The sequence below is a fragment of the Streptomyces sp. NPDC055140 genome (assembly GCF_053607285.1).
On record NZ_JBSGTG010000033.1, the window covers coordinates 16,824 to 32,672 of the forward strand.

Annotated in this window: 16 protein-coding genes; 9 read left to right on the plus strand and 7 right to left on the minus strand. The window is 72.9% G+C overall.

The features are described 5' to 3' along the window. The first annotated feature begins 146 nt into the window (after window positions 1–146). On the plus strand, window positions 147–1,439 hold the full coding sequence (locus tag ACWFR4_RS39860; protein ID WP_453656530.1) for a sensor histidine kinase: 1,293 nt from the start codon (window positions 147–149) through the stop codon (window positions 1,437–1,439). Beyond that, window positions 1,436–2,101: a response regulator gene (locus tag ACWFR4_RS39865; protein ID WP_453467290.1), complete on the plus strand. Its 666-nt coding sequence runs from the start codon at window positions 1,436–1,438 to the stop codon at window positions 2,099–2,101. Before ACWFR4_RS39860 ends, ACWFR4_RS39865 begins: the two co-directional genes overlap by 4 nt. A 112-nt stretch (window positions 2,102–2,213) precedes the next feature. Here ACWFR4_RS39865 and ACWFR4_RS39870 read toward each other — a convergent pair whose 3' ends face one another. Further along, window positions 2,214–3,725, minus strand: a complete 1,512-nt coding sequence (locus tag ACWFR4_RS39870) for an MFS transporter (RefSeq protein ID WP_453458762.1) — start codon at window positions 3,723–3,725, stop codon at window positions 2,214–2,216. 87 nt (window positions 3,726–3,812) lie between these two features. Here ACWFR4_RS39870 and ACWFR4_RS39875 point away from each other — a divergent pair, with 87 nt between their 5' ends. Continuing rightward, entirely contained in the window at window positions 3,813–4,217 is a 405-nt protein-coding gene (locus ACWFR4_RS39875; RefSeq protein WP_453458759.1) for a MarR family winged helix-turn-helix transcriptional regulator, read from the plus strand. A gap of 26 nt (window positions 4,218–4,243) precedes the next feature. Here ACWFR4_RS39875 and ACWFR4_RS39880 read toward each other — a convergent pair whose 3' ends face one another. From ACWFR4_RS39880 to ACWFR4_RS39890, 3 genes are all read right to left on the minus strand, one after another. Then, on the minus strand, window positions 4,244–4,981 hold the full coding sequence (locus ACWFR4_RS39880) for a maleylpyruvate isomerase family mycothiol-dependent enzyme (protein WP_453656531.1): 738 nt from the start codon (window positions 4,979–4,981) through the stop codon (window positions 4,244–4,246). A 65-nt stretch (window positions 4,982–5,046) separates the two neighbouring features. Beyond that, entirely contained in the window at window positions 5,047–6,264 is a 1,218-nt protein-coding gene (locus ACWFR4_RS39885; RefSeq protein WP_453656532.1) for an MFS transporter, read from the minus strand. 151 nt (window positions 6,265–6,415) lie between these two features. Continuing rightward, a complete protein-coding gene (locus ACWFR4_RS39890; RefSeq protein ID WP_326714346.1) occupies window positions 6,416–7,195 on the minus strand; it encodes a DeoR/GlpR family DNA-binding transcription regulator in 780 nt (259 codons plus the stop codon). 180 nt (window positions 7,196–7,375) lie between these two features. Here ACWFR4_RS39890 and ACWFR4_RS39895 point away from each other — a divergent pair, with 180 nt between their 5' ends. The 6 genes from ACWFR4_RS39895 to ACWFR4_RS39920 all read left to right on the plus strand — a co-directional run bounded on the left by ACWFR4_RS39895 (window position 7,376) and on the right by ACWFR4_RS39920 (window position 11,818). Then, a complete protein-coding gene (locus ACWFR4_RS39895; RefSeq protein ID WP_405483269.1) occupies window positions 7,376–8,260 on the plus strand; it encodes an SIS domain-containing protein in 885 nt (294 codons plus the stop codon). Between the two features lie 39 nt (window positions 8,261–8,299). Then, window positions 8,300–9,151, plus strand: a complete 852-nt coding sequence (locus tag ACWFR4_RS39900) for a class II fructose-bisphosphate aldolase (protein WP_453458750.1) — start codon at window positions 8,300–8,302, stop codon at window positions 9,149–9,151. 60 nt (window positions 9,152–9,211) lie between these two features. Continuing rightward, the gene (locus ACWFR4_RS39905; RefSeq protein WP_453656533.1) at window positions 9,212–9,928 is read left to right on the plus strand and encodes an alpha-ketoglutarate-dependent dioxygenase AlkB family protein; all 717 of its coding nucleotides are present in this window, start codon (window positions 9,212–9,214) and stop codon (window positions 9,926–9,928) included. Between the two features lie 69 nt (window positions 9,929–9,997). Further along, window positions 9,998–11,260: an ROK family protein gene (locus ACWFR4_RS39910; protein WP_453458744.1), complete on the plus strand. Its 1,263-nt coding sequence runs from the start codon at window positions 9,998–10,000 to the stop codon at window positions 11,258–11,260. A 63-nt stretch (window positions 11,261–11,323) separates the two neighbouring features. Further along, window positions 11,324–11,596 carry a hypothetical protein gene (locus tag ACWFR4_RS39915; RefSeq protein ID WP_453656534.1) on the plus strand — a complete coding sequence of 91 codons (273 nt, stop codon included), beginning with the start codon at window positions 11,324–11,326 and terminating at the stop codon, window positions 11,594–11,596. Window positions 11,597–11,650: 54 nt separating this feature from the next. Then, window positions 11,651–11,818, plus strand: a complete 168-nt coding sequence (locus tag ACWFR4_RS39920) for a hypothetical protein (RefSeq protein ID WP_453656535.1) — start codon at window positions 11,651–11,653, stop codon at window positions 11,816–11,818. Here the strand turns inward: ACWFR4_RS39920 and ACWFR4_RS39925 are convergent. From ACWFR4_RS39925 to fdrA, 3 genes are read right to left on the minus strand one after another with little or no spacing between them, the layout of a single operon-like run. Beyond that, complete coding sequence (locus ACWFR4_RS39925) at window positions 11,803–12,672, minus strand: DUF2877 domain-containing protein (protein ID WP_453656536.1); 870 nt, start codon at window positions 12,670–12,672, stop codon at window positions 11,803–11,805. The genes ACWFR4_RS39920 and ACWFR4_RS39925 overlap by 16 nt on opposite strands. Window positions 12,673–12,710: 38 nt before the next feature. Further along, the gene (locus ACWFR4_RS39930; protein ID WP_453458736.1) at window positions 12,711–14,144 is read right to left on the minus strand and encodes a DUF1116 domain-containing protein; all 1,434 of its coding nucleotides are present in this window, start codon (window positions 14,142–14,144) and stop codon (window positions 12,711–12,713) included. Continuing rightward, window positions 14,141–15,754: an acyl-CoA synthetase FdrA gene (fdrA, locus tag ACWFR4_RS39935; RefSeq protein ID WP_453656537.1), complete on the minus strand. Its 1,614-nt coding sequence runs from the start codon at window positions 15,752–15,754 to the stop codon at window positions 14,141–14,143. The genes ACWFR4_RS39930 and fdrA overlap by 4 nt, the downstream gene beginning before the upstream one ends. Between the last annotated feature and the right edge of the window lie 95 nt (window positions 15,755–15,849).

A 15,849-nucleotide genomic window follows, 5' to 3' on the forward strand; every position in this document is an offset into this window, starting at 1 on the left:
TGACATGTCCCCGGCCCGGGAGTGGAGTCGCTGCCCCGGGCGGGACGCGCGCCGCCCGAGCCGCGTCGCGTACTCCCCGGGGAGTAGGTGTGGTCACCACGCCCGGCTGACGCCCGTGACGGCATGCGGCGTCTAGCGTTGCGGTCATGGATGAGCAGCACGTACGCGGGGCCGACGGCCCGCCCCGACCCTGGGCGGGTCCGCCGCACCCCAGGCGCTACGGGCCGCCCTGGACGGCGGCGGGTGCCGCCCGGCGCGGTCACTACGGGCCGCCATGGTGGGGCGCCGGCGGACAGGGGCCGCGCTGGCCCTGGCGGTCCACCGTCCTGATCACCGCGTTCGTCCTCGTCGGCTCGAACTTCGCGGCGCATGCCCAGACCGATCGGGCCGAGCTCGACGTGTTCGCCCGCGTGCTGCTGCTGGCGGGCGGCGTCCTCCTGCTGTGGCGTCAGCGGTACCCGGTCCTCGTGGCCTTCGGCACGGCGGCCTGCGCGACGGTCTACCTCGGCGCGGGCTACGCGTACGGGCCGGTCTTCATCACCGTGGCCGTGGGCTGTTACGCCGCGATCGTCGCGGGGCACCGCAGAGCCGCGTGGGCGGCGGTCGGCATGTTCTGGGTGGGGCATGTCCTCGTGGCGCACTGGCTTTACGCGTATCTGCCGCCGTCAGGGGACGAGGCCGCGTCCTGGGGGCAGGAGGTTTTCATCGCCGCGTGGGTCCTGGCGATCGTCGCCTTCTCCGAGCTGGTCAAGACGCGCCGCGAGCAGTGGGCGAAGGAGCGCGCCGAGCGGGAGAAGGCCGCCGAGCGGCGCGCGGACGAGGAGCGCCTGCGGATCGCGCGGGAGCTGCACGACGTGCTCGCGCACTCCATCTCGGTCATCAACGTCCAGGCGGGCGTGGGTCTGGCGCTGCTCGACTCCGACCCCGAGCAGGCGCGTACCGCCCTCACCACCATCAAGTCCGCGAGCAAGGAGGCGCTGGGCGAGGTCCGCCAGGTCCTCGACACCCTGCGGACCCCGGGCGACGCGCCGCGCGCCCCCGCCCCGGGCCTCGACCGGCTCCCGGAACTCGTGGAGCAGGCCGCGAGCGCGGGCCTCACTGTCGACATCGCCACGGAAGGATCCCGCGCCGCGCTGCCGCCCGGCGCCGACCTCGCCGCGTTCCGCATCGTGCAGGAGGCGCTCACCAACGTCGTACGGCATTCGGAGTCGCGTAACGCGCGTGTCGAGGTGCGGTACACGGGGGCCGCGCTGTCCCTGCGCATCGACGACGACGGGCCGGCGAGCCATGAGGCGGCCGGCGGCAGCGGGAACGGCCTTGCGGGAATGCGTGAGCGGGCCGCACCGCTGGGTGGCACGATCGAGGCGGGACCGCGGCCCGACGGCGGCTTCCGGGTGCTCGCAGAACTGCCGTTCACGCCGACGGAGGAGAACCGTTGATCCGCGTACTGCTCGCCGACGACCAGTCGCTCGTCCGCGCCGGATTCCGGGCGCTGCTCGACGCGCAGAGCGACATCGAGGTCGCGGGGGAGGCCTCCGACGGCGACCAGGCGGTGCGCCTCGTACGCGAACTGCGGCCGGACGTCGTCCTGATGGACATCCGGATGCCGGTCCTCGACGGGCTCGCCGCGACCCGCCGCATCAGCGACGACGCCACGCTGGAAACCGTGAAGGTGGTCATGCTGACCACCTTCGAACTGGACGAGTACGTCTTCGAGGCGATCCGCGCCGGAGCCTCCGGGTTCCTCGTCAAGGACACCGAGCCCGAGGAACTGCTGCGCGCAGTAAGGGCGGTGGTGCACGGGGACGCGCTGCTCTCGCCGGGAGTGACCCGCCGTCTGATCGCCGAGTTCGCGGCGCGCTCCAAGGAGCCCGCGGCCGCCGAGTCGCTCGGGCAGCTCACCGAGCGCGAGCGTGAGGTGATGGCGCTGGTCGGCATCGGCCTGTCGAACGATGAGATCGCCCGCCGCCTCGTCGTCAGCCCGCTCACCGCGAAGACGCACGTGAGCCGCACGATGGTGAAGCTCGGCGCGCGTGACCGTGCCCAACTGGTCGTCCTCGCCTACGAGTCGGGCCTCGTGCGGCCCGGCTGGCTCGGCTGAGCGGACTCACGCCGCTGACACCCGGGTGCGCCCGGCGGGCAGGGGACTGCCGGCCGGGCGCACCCGTATGGGGTTGGACCGAGCGTGTGGGGTCGGGGCGAGGACCCGTGGGTCAGTCGTGGACCGCGACGCGCTCCGTGCGCGCGGCATCCGACTCCTCCTGTGCCGACTCCTCCTCCCGCACCGACTTCGCGATCAGGACGGTGTCCTGCGGACGCCGCGTCCGCAGTCCGGTGAGGGTGATCAGCAGGCCCACCAGCGCGATCGCGGTGACGACGACGAGACCGGGCCGGAAGCTGTCGAGGACGGCCTGCGGGGACGAGCCCCCGCCGGAGTTCGCGGTGACGACGGCCGTCACGACGGCGAGGAAGATGGCGCCGCCGACCTGCACGGAGGTGTTGAGCAGGCCCGAGACCATGCCCTGTTCGTCGTCGTGGACGCCGTTCGTGGCCTGGATGTTGAGCGAGGGGAACACCAGGGCGCAGGCCGCGCCGATCAGGAGCATCGTCGGCAGGATGACGGACGCGTAGACCGGGTCGAGGTTGATGCGCAGGAACAGAGCGTAGCCGATCACCATGAAAGTGAAACCGACCGCGATGAGGCGCGGGGTGCCGAACCGGTCGACGATCGCGCCGACCTTCGTCGAGGAGAGCGCCACGAGGGCGCCCGCCGGCAGGAACGCGAGCGCGGTGTGCAGCGCGGACCAGCCGAGCAGGGACTGCATGTACAGGGTGACCAGGAACTGGAAGCCGACGTACGAGCCGAAGAACGCCATCGCGCCGAGCTGTGCCCTGATCTGTGAGCCGGAGCGCAGCACTCCGAGGCGGATCAGCGGGCCCGGGGAGCGGCGCTCGATGGAGACGAAGACCGCGAGCAGCACGGCGACGGCCAGGAAGGAGAGCAGGGTGCGGGCCGAGGCCCAGCCCGCCTCCGGCGCCTGGACGACGGTGAACACGAGGAGCAGCATCGACGCGGTGCCGGTGATGGCGCCGGGGATGTCGTAGCCGCGATGGTTCTTCTCGCGTTCGCTGTGCGGGATGAGCTTGATGCCGATGAGCAGCGCGATCACGGCGATCGGCGCGGGCAGCAGCATGGTCAGGCGCCAGCTGGCCTCGGTGAGCAGGCCGGACAGGACGAGGCCCATGGAGAAGCCGGTGGCGGCGCAGGTCGTGTAGATGGAGAGCGCGCGGTTGCGCAGCGGGCCCTCGGCGAAGGTCGTGGTGATGATGGACAGGCCGGCCGGCGCGGTGAACGCGGCACTGAGGCCCTTGATGAAGCGGCTGGCGATCAGGAGCGGCCCGGAGTCGACGAGTCCGCCGAGCAGGGACGCGAGGGCGAAGACGCCGAGGGCTATCAGGAACACCCGGCGCCGGCCGAGCAGGTCGGCCGCGCGACCGCCGAGCAGCAGCAGGCCGCCGTAGCCGAGGATGTAGCCGCTGACGATCCATTGCAGCGTCGACGTCGACAGGTCGAGCTCCGAGCCGATGGACGGCAGGGCGACTCCGACCATCGACACATCGAGTGCGTCGAGGAACATCGCGGCGCAGAGGACGAGCAGTGTGCCCCACAGACGGGGGGACCAACGCTCCTGGGACGCAGGGGTGTTGGCGAGCGGAGAGGTCATGCGGAGCAGACTACATGCGTATGCATTGACTGCAAGTGCATTTAATTCCGATGCAACAATGACCGTCTTTTCTGCTACGGTGCGGTTATGGCGGCGACAAAGGCCGAGCCCGGCCTCGTGGATCAGTGGCGGGACATCCTTGCGGTGCATGCCCGCACCATGTGCGAGCTCGATCGTGAGCTGCATCAGCACGGCTTGGGCGCCAGCGACTTCGAGGTGCTCGACGTCCTGGCCGACGGCACGGCGGAGGACGGCAGTTCCTCCTTCCGCGTGCAGGAGATCGCCGCGCAGGTCCATCTCAGCCAGAGCGCCCTGTCGCGCCTGATCGGCCGCCTGGAGAAGGACGGCCTCCTGGAGCGCGGCATGTGCCCCGAGGACCGCCGCGGCGTACGGGTCTGCCTCACGCAGAAGGGCCGGGCCCTGCACGCGGAGGTCCGGCCGTTGCAGCGCGCGGTACTGCGGCGGATGCTCGCCGATCGAGCCCAGGGCTGATTTTCCCCAGGCGGCCCGGCCCGGAGTCAGCTCCAGGTGACCCCCGACCGCTCCCGCCACAGTGCGGCCACTGAGGCGTCGCCGGTGAGGCTCGGGAACGGCAGCCGGTTCCACAGCGACAGATAGAGCCGCGCCGCGGGACCCGACAATTCGCAGTCGGCCTCGCCCGCCCCGTCCCGCTCGGTGACCGGCGGCTCCTGCGAGATCCGTACGGTCCATGCCCGGCCGGCGTCGGTGGCCCGCACGCGCAACAGGCGCGGGGTGTCCGACAGCACCTTGCTCCGGCCGCGCGCGTGGAAGCCGAGCAGCAGTTCATCGATGCCGTCGACCGCGAACTCCGCGGGGATGGCGCCGGGCGTCCCGGCCAGCGCGGACTCCGCGTCCACCCGGTGGACGGTCGTCTCGTGCGCCTGCCGCCGCGCCCAGAACGCCAGCGGCGACGGCGCGGGCAGGAACGTCCAGCACTCCACGTCGGGCCGGGCGCCGGCCAGCGTCCCGACGAGCCGGCCGTGGCCCTCGCGGAACCAGGCGATGAGCTCCGCGCCGTCCAGATCCGGCAGGCCGTCGCCGGAGTGGTACGACGTGCGCCCCTCGGCGACGAAAGCCGTGGCCCAGCGATGCACCATGCCCACGTGACGCAGCAGGTCCCGGACGGCCCAGCCCGGGCAGGTCGGCACCTTGGCGTCGGTGCCCGCCGTCTCGGCGGCGCCGGCGAGGAGGCGGCCCTCCTCGTCGAGCGTCTCGATGTGTTCCGCAGTCTCCATGGCGGGAGTCTGCCCGATGGGACCTGGCCTGAATGCGTCCTTGCGGAAAGCTCGTCGCGTGCGGGTCAGGAGACAGCCGCGCGCCGGGTCGCGAAGCCGATCAGGGCGGCGACGCCCGCCAGTACGGCCACGCTGGTCAGTGCTGCGGGGAGCGAGAACCAGTCCGCCATGAAGCCGATCATCGGCGGCCCGAGGAGCATGCCGCCGTAGCCGAGCGTGGACGCGGCGGCGACGCCGGTCGGTCCTGCCAGGGCGCCCGCGCGTTCGACTGCCACGGGGAAGATGTTGGCGAGGCCGAGACCTGTGACGGCGAAGCCGAGGAGTGCCAGCCACACGGTGGGGGCGAGCGAGCCGAGCAGCATGCCGGCCGCGCCGGTGGCGCCGCCGAACACCAACGTGCGTGTCCTGCCCAGGCGTTCGAGCAGCGCCGTCCCGCTGATCCGGCCGATGGTCATGGCCAGGGCGAAGCAGGAATAGCCTGCCGCGGCCACTCCGGGATGGGCGTGCAGGTCCTCCTCCAGGTGCAGGGCGCCCCAGTCCGCGAGCGCGCCCTCCCCGTACGCGGTGCACAGGGCGATGAGGCCGAAGACGAGGACGAGTCCGCGCACGCGCCCGGCGGGACGCTCGGACGCCGATGCGGGCTCGCTCCGTGTACGACTGTGGTCGTCCGGGGCCGTGGGGGCGTCGTGGCGCAGGAGTGTGGGGCCGACGGCGGCCGTGACGAGCAGGCCGATGACGGTGAGGGCGAGGAGGTGCCGGGTGGGGGAGACGTGGCCCGCGACCAGGCCGCCGAGCCCGGCGCCGAGCATGCCGCCGAGGCTGAACGCCGCGTGGAAGCTCGGCATGACGGGGCGGCGCAGGGCGGCGACCAGGTCGACCGCGGCGCTGTTCATCGCCACGTTGATCCCGCCGTAGGCGGCGCCGAACACGAGCAGGATCAGGCCGAGGGTGAGCGCCGAGTGGGTGAGCGGAGGCAGCGCGACGCTCAGCGCCAGGAGCACACCGCTCACCACGGTCACCGGATGACTGCCGAAGCGCCTGCACAGGCGCCCCGTGAGCATCATCGTGATCACGGCCCCCGCGGAGACGCCGAGGAGCGCGAGCCCGAGCGTGCTCGCCGAGGCGCCGGTCTGCTCCTTCACGGCGGGGATGCGCACGACCCATCCCGCGAAGATGAAGCCGTCGAGCGCGAAGAAGATCGTGAGCGCGATACGCAGGCGGGTGAGGGACGCGGTCCGCGGGCTGTCGTCCTTGACGGCCCCGAGTTTGTTTAGTGTCGGCACAAAGTCAGGGTAGGGCGCCACCCCGGCCGGGGACAAGACGGTTCGAGGCGTGACGGCCACGACATCCGGCGGACCGGCACAGGGAAACGGCTGCGGCCCCACCCGTCCGGGAGGGGCCGCAGCTATGAGAACCGTAGGTGTGGCTCGGGCGTCACACCGCGAGGACCTTGACCCCCGCCTCCTCGAAGCGTTCCACCGTCGCCGCGTCCACGGCGCTGTCCGTGACCAGGGTGCCGATCCGCTCCGTCGAGCAGATCCGGGCGAACGCGCGCTGGCCCAGCTTGCTGGAGTCCGCCGCGACGACGACGCGCTCCGCCCGCTCGCACAGCAGCCGGTTGATGGCCGCCTCCGCCTCGTCGTGCGCCGCCGCGCCGTGCGCGACGTCGAAACCGACGACACCCAGCACGGCCGTGTCGATCGTGATCTGGCTCAGCACGCCGTCCGCCAGCGGGCCGATGAGCTCGTACGACTGCGGCCGGGCGACCCCACCCGTCACCACGATCTTGAACTGGGGCCGCACGGCGAGCTCGTTGGCGATGTTCAGGGCGTTCGTGACGATCGTCAGGGCCGGGGAGCCGGAGGCGAGGTCGGGGCGGACCGCGAGTGCGCGCGCCACCTCGGTCGTCGTCGTGCCGCCGGTCAGCCCGACCGCCTCGCCCGGCGTGATCAGCTCGGCGACGGCCTTGGCGATCCGTTCCTTCTCGGAGGCGTTGCGCGCGGTCTTGTAGCGCAGGGGCAGCTCGTAGGAGACGCCGTGGACAACCGCGCCGCCCCGGGTGCGTACGAGCATCTGCTGCTCGGCGAGCTGGTCGAAGTCGCGCCGGATCGTGGCCGCGGACACCCCCAGATCGGCCGCCGCCTCCTCGACATCCAGGCGCCCCCGCTCCACGAGCAGTTCCAGCAGGGACTTCCAGCGGGCGTCGCGGGACATCCGCGGCCTCCAATCGTCGTTCTCCGGGTGACCCTAGCGCACTACCTGATGCTTGGTTATGCTCGAAAGGTATCGATTTCTTGCAGGAACGAGCATACGCTCGATGGGGCCGTTCGAGCGCGACGCATGCGACGTGTTCGAACGGTCCACGGACACGACACATCAGGGAGTGGGCACGGCATGAGCCATGTCGAGAACGAGCTGAACAGCCAGCCGGAGTGCTGGACGCGCGCGGCGGGCCTGGCCGCGGGCGAGGCCGCCAAGCTGCCCGCGCCGGGGGAGCGCGTCGCGATCGTGGGCTGCGGTACCTCGTGGTTCATGGCGCAGGCCTTCGCCGCGCTGCGCGAGCAGTCTGGGCAGGGCGAGACCGATGCGTTCGCGGCTTCGGAGTTCCCGGCCGGGCGCCCGTACGACCGTCTCATCGCGCTGTCCCGGTCCGGCACGACGACCGAGGTCGTCGAGCTGCTGGCCGCGGTCAAGGGCCGCATCCGGACGACTGCCGTCATCGGCGACCCGAACACACCGATCGTCTCCGCCGCCGACGACGTGATCGTCCTGGACTTCGCCGACGAGCAGTCCGTCGTCCAGACCCGCTTCGCGACGACGGCGCTCACGCTCCTGCGCGCCCACCTCGGCCTGCACACCGAGCAGGCGGTCGCCGACGCGCGCACCGCGCTCGAGACACCGCTGCCCGAAGGCCTCGTGGAGTGCGGCCAGTTCACCTTCCTGGGACGCGGCTGGACCGTCGGCCTCGCGAACGAGGCCGCCCTGAAGATGCGTGAGGCGTCCCTGTCGTGGACCGAGGCGTACCCCGCGATGGAGTACCGCCACGGCCCCATCAGCGTCACCACCGCGGGCACCGCCACCTGGATGATCGGCACGGCGCCCGAGGGGCTCGCCGAGCAGGTGACCGGCACCGGCGCGCTCTGGGTCGAGGGCGGCCTCGACCCGCTCGCCGAACTCGTGCGCGCGCAGCGCCTCGCCGTGGCCGTCGCGGCAGCCCGCGGACTCGACCCCGACCAGCCGCGCCACCTCACCCGCTCGGTGATCCTCACCGCCGGCTGACCGTCGACCGAGCTTCCGAGCCTTCCGAAAGGAGGGGCTGTGCCCCTCGCAGCAACCGGCGCGCTCGTCGCCGAGGCCACCGCGGCGCGTACCGCTGTGGCCGCGTTCAACGTCATCACCCTGGAGCACATCGAGGCCGTCGTGGCGGGCGCCGAGGCGGCGAACGCGCCGGTGATCCTCCAGGTCAGCGAGAACGCCGTGCGTTACCGCTACGGGCGCCTGCTGCCCCTCGCGAGGGCCGCGGCCGCCACCGCGGAGGCGTCCTCGGTGCCCGTGGCGCTCCACCTCGACCACGTCCAGAGCGACGAGCTGCTCCGCCAGGCCGCGGACGCCGGGTTCAGCTCGGTGATGTACGACGCGGCCCGGCTCCCCTACGACGAGAACCTCGCGGCCACCCGCGCGGCCGCCGACTGGGCCCACGCCAACGGGCTGTGGGTCGAGGCGGAGCTGGGCGAGGTCGGCGGCAAGGACGGTTCGGCGCCGCTCGACGCCCACGCGCCGGGCGCTCGCACGGACCCGGGGGAGGCCCGCGCCTACGTGACGGACTCGGGCGTCGACGCCCTCGCCGTCGCGATCGGCTCCTCGCACGCCATGACCACCCGCACCGCGACGCTCGACCACGACCTCCTCAAGCAGCTCTCGGAGGGCCTCGACGTACCGCTGGTCCTGCACGGTTCCTCCGGTGTCGGTGACGACGAACTCTCGCAGGCCGTCCGGGGCGGCATCGCCAAGGTGAACGTCGGCACCGCTCTGAACATAGCGATGACGGGGGCCATCCGGGAGTTCCTTGCAGCACATCCCGACGCCGTCGACTCCCGCAAGTACCTGAGCGTGGGCCGCGAGGCGATGGCCCGCACGGTGACGGAGCTGGTCGAGGTGATGCGCCGCTGACCCGTGCCCCGTTCCAGCCCCGGTACGCGCCAGACACCTCGTACCGGGGACAATGGGGCCATGGCCGGCCGGCACGAACCGCACGCGCCCCCGCTCTTCCCGGTGCACCGGGAGCGCCGGGTGATCACCCCCGGCGCCGTGCACGTGCCCGGCTGGCTCGACGCCGAGGCCCAGCGCGCACTCGTCGAAGCCTGCCGCGGCTGGGCCGCCGGGCCCGTGCCGATGCGCCACACAAGACTGCCGGGCGGCGGCGTGATGTCCGTCCAGACCGTGTGCGTCGGATGGCACTGGCAGCCCTACCGCTACACGCGTACGGCATCCGATGTGAACGGCGCCCAGGTGGCCCATTTCCCCGACTGGCTACGGGAGTTGGGCAGACGCGCGCTCGTCGACGCGTACGAGGACGACGCGGCCGGTGACGGCTACGACCCCGACACGGCACTGATCAACTTCTACGACGGCGCCGCCACCATGGGTATGCACCAGGACAAGGACGAGCGCGCCCGGGAACCCGTCGTCTCGCTCAGCGTCGGCGACACCTGCGTCTTCCGGCTGGGCAACACCGAGAACCGCGGCAAACCGTACGAGGACGTGGAGCTGGTCTCCGGGGACCTGCTGGTCTTCGGAGGGCCGTCGCGGCTCGCCTTCCACGGGGTGCCGAAGGTGTACCCCGGCACCGGCGACCCGGCCACCGGGCTCTCCCGGGGCCGCCTGAATCTCACGATGCGCGTCACCGGACTCACCGGAGCGCCCTCCGCACCCTCCCCACAGGGGTGAGTTCACCCGCAGGGGCTGCGGCGTTCACCGGATACGATGCGACACGGTGATCAGGGCGAGGAGTTGCTGATGCGTGGCAAGGCGGCCTCCGGGGCCGGGGGGCAGACGGCGGGCGAGGCGGAGGGCTCCGCGCGTGCGCCCCGTCTCGAGCGGGGCCGTGGTGCTCTCGGCCCGGCGCTCGAACTCGTGCACACCGGCCGCGCGCCGACCCGCGCCGTCCTCACCGCCGAACTGGGGGTGACGCGGGCCACGGCGGGCGCGGTCGCCGCCGAGCTGGAAGCGCTCGGACTGATCAGGATCGACGCGAAGCCGAGCGCCGCGGCGGGCTCGCAGGGGCGTCCCTCGCACCGGCTGTCCGTCGCCGAGGACGGACCCGTGGCGCTCGCCGCGCAGGTGCACGCGGACGGCTACCGCGCGGCCCTCGTAGGCCTCGGCGGCCGGATCGTCGCGACCACGCCCGGCTGCGAGATCATCGACCCGGATCCGGCGCAGGTACTCGGCTCGGTCGTGGAGGCCGGCGCCCAACTCCTGCGCGAGACCGGCCGCCACTGCGTCGGCGCGGGCCTCGCCGTGCCGTCCGCCGTGGCCGAGCCCGACGGCACGGCCCTCAACCCGCTCCACCTCGCCTGGCCCGCGGGCTCGCCCGTCCGCGAGATCTTCGCCGAGCGCGTACGGGAGGCGGGCATCGGGCGGCCGGCGTTCGCCGCGAACGACGTCAACCTCGCCGCCCTCGCCGAGCACCGCCACGGCGCGGGCCGCGGCGCGCGCGATCTGCTGTGCGTAGCCACCGGCCACCGCGGCGTCGGCGGCGCGCTCGTCCTCGACGGGCGTCTGCACACCGGCAGTTCGGGCCTCGCCCTGGAGGTCGGGCACCTCACCGTGAACCCCGAGGGCCGGCCCTGCTACTGCGGCAGCCGCGGTTGCCTCGACGTGGAGACCGACCCGCTGGCCCTGCTCGACGCGGCGGGCCGCGAACCCGGACCCGACGGCTCCCTGCTCCAGCAGGCCCGCGACCTGATCACCGGCAGCCTCGACGACCCCAAGGTACGGATGGCCACCGAGGCCCTGATCGACCGTCTCGGACTCGGCCTCGCGGGCCTGGTGAACATCCTCAACCCCGACCGCATCATCCTGGGCGGCCTGCACCAGGCGCTCCTCGACGCGGACCCCGACCGTCTGCGGGCCGTCGTCGCGGACCGCAGCCTGTGGGGCCGCAGCGGGGGCGTCCCCATCCTGGCGTGCACGCTCGACCACAACAGCCTGGTCGGAGCAGCCGAGTTGGCGTGGCAGCCGGTCCTCGACGACCCGCTCTCGGCGCTGGGCCTCGCCTGATGCGCGGGAGACCGTCGCACCCCGGCTGGTCCTGCAGGGGCTTGACCGTGCACAATCACCGCCATGATCGGTGAATCGGCCCGGAACTACCTGGCCTCGGTGGAGAGCCGCCTCCAAGGGGACGGCTGCGCGACGCGCTGGGAGGACTGGTTCGGTGTGCCCGTCCTCGTGGGGCGGCGGGCCGACTTCCGGATGCGCTGGATGGCCACCAACCTGCACCTGTTCACCGTCGCCGCCGCCGTGCCCGAGATCACTCCGCAGAGCGTCGACGCGTTCACCTCGCAGGTCCTGACGTACGCGAAGCAGAACAAGGGCGGCCTCCCGGTCGGCCTGTAGACCGGCGTCGCGGCCTTTCCCGTCCTCGTCAGCGAGCGCGTCGACCCGGCCGCCATGGCCTGGGCCGAACAGCAGCAGCGCAACCGCTTCGCCTGCTGCGCACGCCCCGTCGTCGTGGACAGCGCACAGCGCTACGTCGGCTTCGACCGCGGCAAGCCGGCCATCGGCCGCGTCTACGCCTCCCACCTCATCGACAAGGGCAACCGCTACTTCAACGGGTAGTCGTCACGGTCACCGGGCGTCGCGCCCGCCCTGCTGAGGCCCACCGCGAGCACCCCACGCGCCAGATCGCCTCCCGAGTGGTGCCCGACAGCGAGCAGTTCGCGTAGGGCGGGTTCCAGGACACCGTCCCCGTTCAGCGCCCGCAGGAACGCGTGTGCCTGCGGTACGCATTCGCCGCGCACCGCGTGCCTCAGGAGTGCCGCCGAGAGCAGCGGTGTGCGCAGGGTCGCGTCCGCGACCGCCTCCGAGAGCGGCGCGAGAGGGCCTCCCCACGCTCGGCTCGCCAGCAGTGCGCCACACAGGATGTCGTCACCGGACGGGGTGAGCCCGGGGCCGAGGCCGACCAGCGCGCGGGCGGCCCGCCGGACTTCGCCGGCGTCATCGGCGTGCAGGGCATGGCGCAGGTCGGTCATGCGGGGAGCCAGCGGGGGCGGCAGGGGGTGCGCCGGCGCGTCGAGCAGCACCGTCACCTGCCTGATGCGCGCCGGGTCCGGTGGGGAGGGGGCGCCCTGGACACGGGGCGGTGTCCAGGACGCCTCCGGCTCGAAGTGAACCGGCCCGACGACTACGCGGCCTGCCCCGAAGCCGGCCCATGGTGTGTTCAGGTCGAACGGCCGGTCCGCCGACGAGAAGGGCAGTACGAGCGCGTTCGGCAGGCGGATAGCGTCCCTGGTCACCACGGCGAGCGCGGGTAACTCCCGGTCGCCGGTGACGAGATGGACCGCGTAGCGGGTGGCCGCGACGACGCGGGCCGGCCGGGACGGACCGTGCAGCAGCGGGGCGACGGCCGTGCTGATGGTGCCGAGGTGTACGTGACTGACGGTGCCGAGGTGTACGTGCTCAGGGCGGGTCACCCCAGCCCGTACAGACCCCCTGTCGGCCGGCGTGCCCGTCACTCCCCGGACTCCGGGGGCACGCCGAAGGCGCTCAGCGCGTCCGTGAAGCAGCGCATCGGGGCGTGGGTGAGGCCGGCGCCGATCTGGCCGATGCCCGGTTCGCGGTGCGCGATGCCCGTGGTGATGACCGGTTCGAGGCCCGTGTCGACGACCTTGCGGATGTCGAGGCCGACAGGGCTGCCGACGAAGTCGAGGCCGGGGAGGCGGTAGTCGCGGTGCCGGCCGACGGTGAGCGTCGCCATCTCCTGGCTGACGCGGCGGGCCCCTTCGGGGGTGCCGCCCACGAAGCCGACGATCGCCGGGGCGGCGGCCAGCGCGAATCCGCCCAGGCCGTGCATCTCGGTGATGGCGCTGTCACCGATGTCGGGATTGGCGTCGGCGGGCCCGTATCCGGCGAAGTAGAGGCCGTCCACGGGGGCGGCGGGCGCCGTGAACCAGGCGTCGCCGAGGCCGCTGACACGGATGCCGACGTCGACACCGTTGCGCGCGAAGGCGGTGACGACCGTGGAGTGCGGCACGCCGTGCCCGGCCAGCAGTGCCAACTTGCTCGCGGCCATGGAGAAGTTGAGGAACCAGTAGTTGTTGTCGCGCAGGAAGTCCAGCGCCTCGATCCCGCCGAGTTCCGCGTGCCGGGCGAGCGCGGCGGAGAGCTCGCGGGTGAGCAGGGCGCTCGCGGCGGTGTTGCGGCTGTGGCACTCGTCGCCCATCTGAAGGGCCTGCGCGGTGACCGACCGCAGGTTCACCGGCTCGGCCAGCGAGCCGATCGCCGCGCGCAGCGCGGGGCCGAGGCGCTCTCCCATCCAGCGCAGCCGCTCCGTCACGTCGTCGCCGAGCGCGCCGTAGCGCAGGCAGCGCCCCTGCCCCTCGTTGAGGTTGGAGTAGGCCCGCAGTCCCGTGGCCTCGTCCTCCACGACGAGCAGGGGCATGGACGCGGAGATGACGCCCGCCATCGGGCCGACCGTGTCGTGGTGATGGCAGGGGGCGAAGCGAATGGCTCCCGCGTCGGCGAGTGCTTCCGCGTCCGCTGCCGTCGCCGCCCAGCCCTCCAGGAGCGCGGCGCCGACGACGGCGGCCCGCATCGGGCCGCACATGCGCTCCCACTCGATCGGCGGTCCGGCATGCAACAGGAGCCTCTCCTGCGCCAGTTCAGTGATGAGCTCCCCGGCCGGGCGGACATCGGTCCACAGCGGCACGACGCCGAGTATCCGCTCGAGTGCTTCGGCGTTGGCCGCCTCGACGGCCGGGTGCGCGACCAGGCGGGCGAGCCCGGCGCCGAGTTCCGGATCACCGGAGGCCGGGGGGCGCCAGTCGACCGCCGTCACCGTCGCGCCCGCGGCCCGCGGCGGCCCGGCGAACGCGTCGACACCGACGTTCACGACGTGCGGTACGCCGGTCAGGAGGCCCTGCGCGGGCGAGGCCTGTGCGGTCATGCGGTCTCTCCGATCCGGGAGGCAGAGGCAGAGGCAGAGGCAGAGGCAGAGGCGGAGGCAGAGGCAGAGGCGGAGCCAGGGGCTGCGGGGGCGAGCATCAAGTCGCCACCGGCGCAGAGGAGTTCGGCGCACACCCGCCCGGCGGTCGTGCTGCTGTCGGCGACGTACGCACCCGCCTCACGCAGAATCCGCCGCTGTGCGGTGAGCCCCTGCGGGTCGTCGTCGGTGCCCACGACGAACGCGATCACCGGCGGGGCGTCGACAGGAGCCTCGGCCAGGACCCCGGCGAGAGCCGCTGCCGGATCCGGCGCTGCGCCGTGTCCGATGACCACGTCGAGGACGACCGCGGCGCTCCGCGGGTCCGCGAGGGCCGCCCGCAGGTACTCGGTGCGGACCGTGGGGTCGATCATCGGGTGGGGGCGCCCGGCGGTGAACTCGTCGTCGCCCAGGTCGAGTACGAGATGCCGGTCCGGCAGGCGCGGGACGGTGCCCGGCACCGGCGGGGGAGCGGTGCGGGTGATGTCACCGAGTGCCGGGCCGAGGAGCAGGACCGCCTCATGGGCGAACGTGCCGCCCGCGTACAGGGCCCGCAGCAGGCGGCGCGGCGGAGCGGGGGCGGGCAGCTTGGGCAGCTCTTCGCCGGGCGGCGGTGCTCCGCCGACGGCAAGGGAGGCCGCGGACCGCGCTGCCTCCAAGAGGGTGGGCGCGAGCGTCACTCCGGCCGGGACGGGGGCAGTCCCGTCCGTGCCGAGAAAACAGGCCACCACAGGTTTCCCCAACGCGCTTGCGTGCCGCAGCAGTTGCTCGGCCACGTGCGGCGCGGGCGGTTTGGACACGAGAACGATGACCTCCGTGGCGGGGTCCGCGGCCAGGGCGTCGAGCCCGGCCCGCATCGTCAGCCCGCCCACTTCCGCGCTCACGTCGCGGCTGCCGGTGCCGATCACGTGGCTGATCCCCGAGCCCATGGAGTGCAGCAGACTCGACACCTGTTGCAGTCCCGTACCGGAGGCCCCGACCAGGCCGACGCAGCCCGCCCGCACCTCGTTGGCGAAGCCGAGGGGGATGCCGCCGATGACGGCGGTTCCGCAGTCCGGGCCCATGACGAGCAGCCCACGGCGGGCGGCCTCGCGCTTCAGGAGCACCTCCTGCTCGATCGGCACGTGGTCGCTGAAGACGAAGGCGTGCATGCCCAGGCGCAGCGCTTTGAGGGCCTCGGCGGCCGCGTACGGGCCTGGGGTGGAGATCAGCGCGAGACTCGCGCCGGCGGGGGCGCCGACGAGCGAGCGCACCGGGGGCCCGGCGTCCGCACCGGCCTCCGGTCCTGCGCCCGGTCCCTCGCCGGGACCGGACAGGGCATCGACCACCAGGGCGAGGGCGGTGTCCACCGCGTCGGGTTCGCCGCGGAGGGCGACGAGCAGGTCGTTGGGTCCGGCGTCGTGGCCCGGGGTGGTCAGCAGCCCCGACCGCGCGAGGACGTCGCGGTTGGCGGGTGTGCCCATCACGAGGCTGATGGTTTCGACGCCCGGCGGTTCGGCCAGGCGGGCGGCGACCCTCATGAGGGCGACGGAGTCGGCGTAAAGATCCTTGTGCACGGCGTTTCGCAGCACCATGGTTCCGACTCTAGGCAGCGGCCCGCCCCTTGCAGCATGGCTCGAAGTGCCAGAACCGGCAGGGGATTTACCGGCAACGGATGACAGTGACCCGC

Excerpts from the sequence above, each read along its gene's own strand:
- ACWFR4_RS39860 (WP_453656530.1), top strand. The coding sequence starts at position 147 with ATGGATGAGCAGCACGTACGCGGGGCCGACGGCCCGCCCCGACCCTGG.
- ACWFR4_RS39870 (WP_453458762.1), bottom strand. The coding sequence starts at position 3,725 with ATGACCTCTCCGCTCGCCAACACCCCTGCGTCCCAGGAGCGTTGGTCC.
- ACWFR4_RS39875 (WP_453458759.1), top strand. The coding sequence starts at position 3,813 with ATGGCGGCGACAAAGGCCGAGCCCGGCCTCGTGGATCAGTGGCGGGAC.
- ACWFR4_RS39880 (WP_453656531.1), bottom strand. The coding sequence starts at position 4,981 with ATGGAGACTGCGGAACACATCGAGACGCTCGACGAGGAGGGCCGCCTC.
- ACWFR4_RS39890 (WP_326714346.1), bottom strand. The coding sequence starts at position 7,195 with ATGTCCCGCGACGCCCGCTGGAAGTCCCTGCTGGAACTGCTCGTGGAG.
- ACWFR4_RS39895 (WP_405483269.1), top strand. The coding sequence starts at position 7,376 with ATGAGCCATGTCGAGAACGAGCTGAACAGCCAGCCGGAGTGCTGGACG.
- ACWFR4_RS39905 (WP_453656533.1), top strand. The coding sequence starts at position 9,212 with ATGGCCGGCCGGCACGAACCGCACGCGCCCCCGCTCTTCCCGGTGCAC.
- ACWFR4_RS39910 (WP_453458744.1), top strand. The coding sequence starts at position 9,998 with ATGCGTGGCAAGGCGGCCTCCGGGGCCGGGGGGCAGACGGCGGGCGAG.
- ACWFR4_RS39915 (WP_453656534.1), top strand. The coding sequence starts at position 11,324 with ATGATCGGTGAATCGGCCCGGAACTACCTGGCCTCGGTGGAGAGCCGC.
- ACWFR4_RS39920 (WP_453656535.1), top strand. The coding sequence starts at position 11,651 with ATGGCCTGGGCCGAACAGCAGCAGCGCAACCGCTTCGCCTGCTGCGCA.
- ACWFR4_RS39930 (WP_453458736.1), bottom strand. The coding sequence starts at position 14,144 with ATGACCGCACAGGCCTCGCCCGCGCAGGGCCTCCTGACCGGCGTACCG.
- fdrA (WP_453656537.1), bottom strand. The coding sequence starts at position 15,754 with ATGGTGCTGCGAAACGCCGTGCACAAGGATCTTTACGCCGACTCCGTC.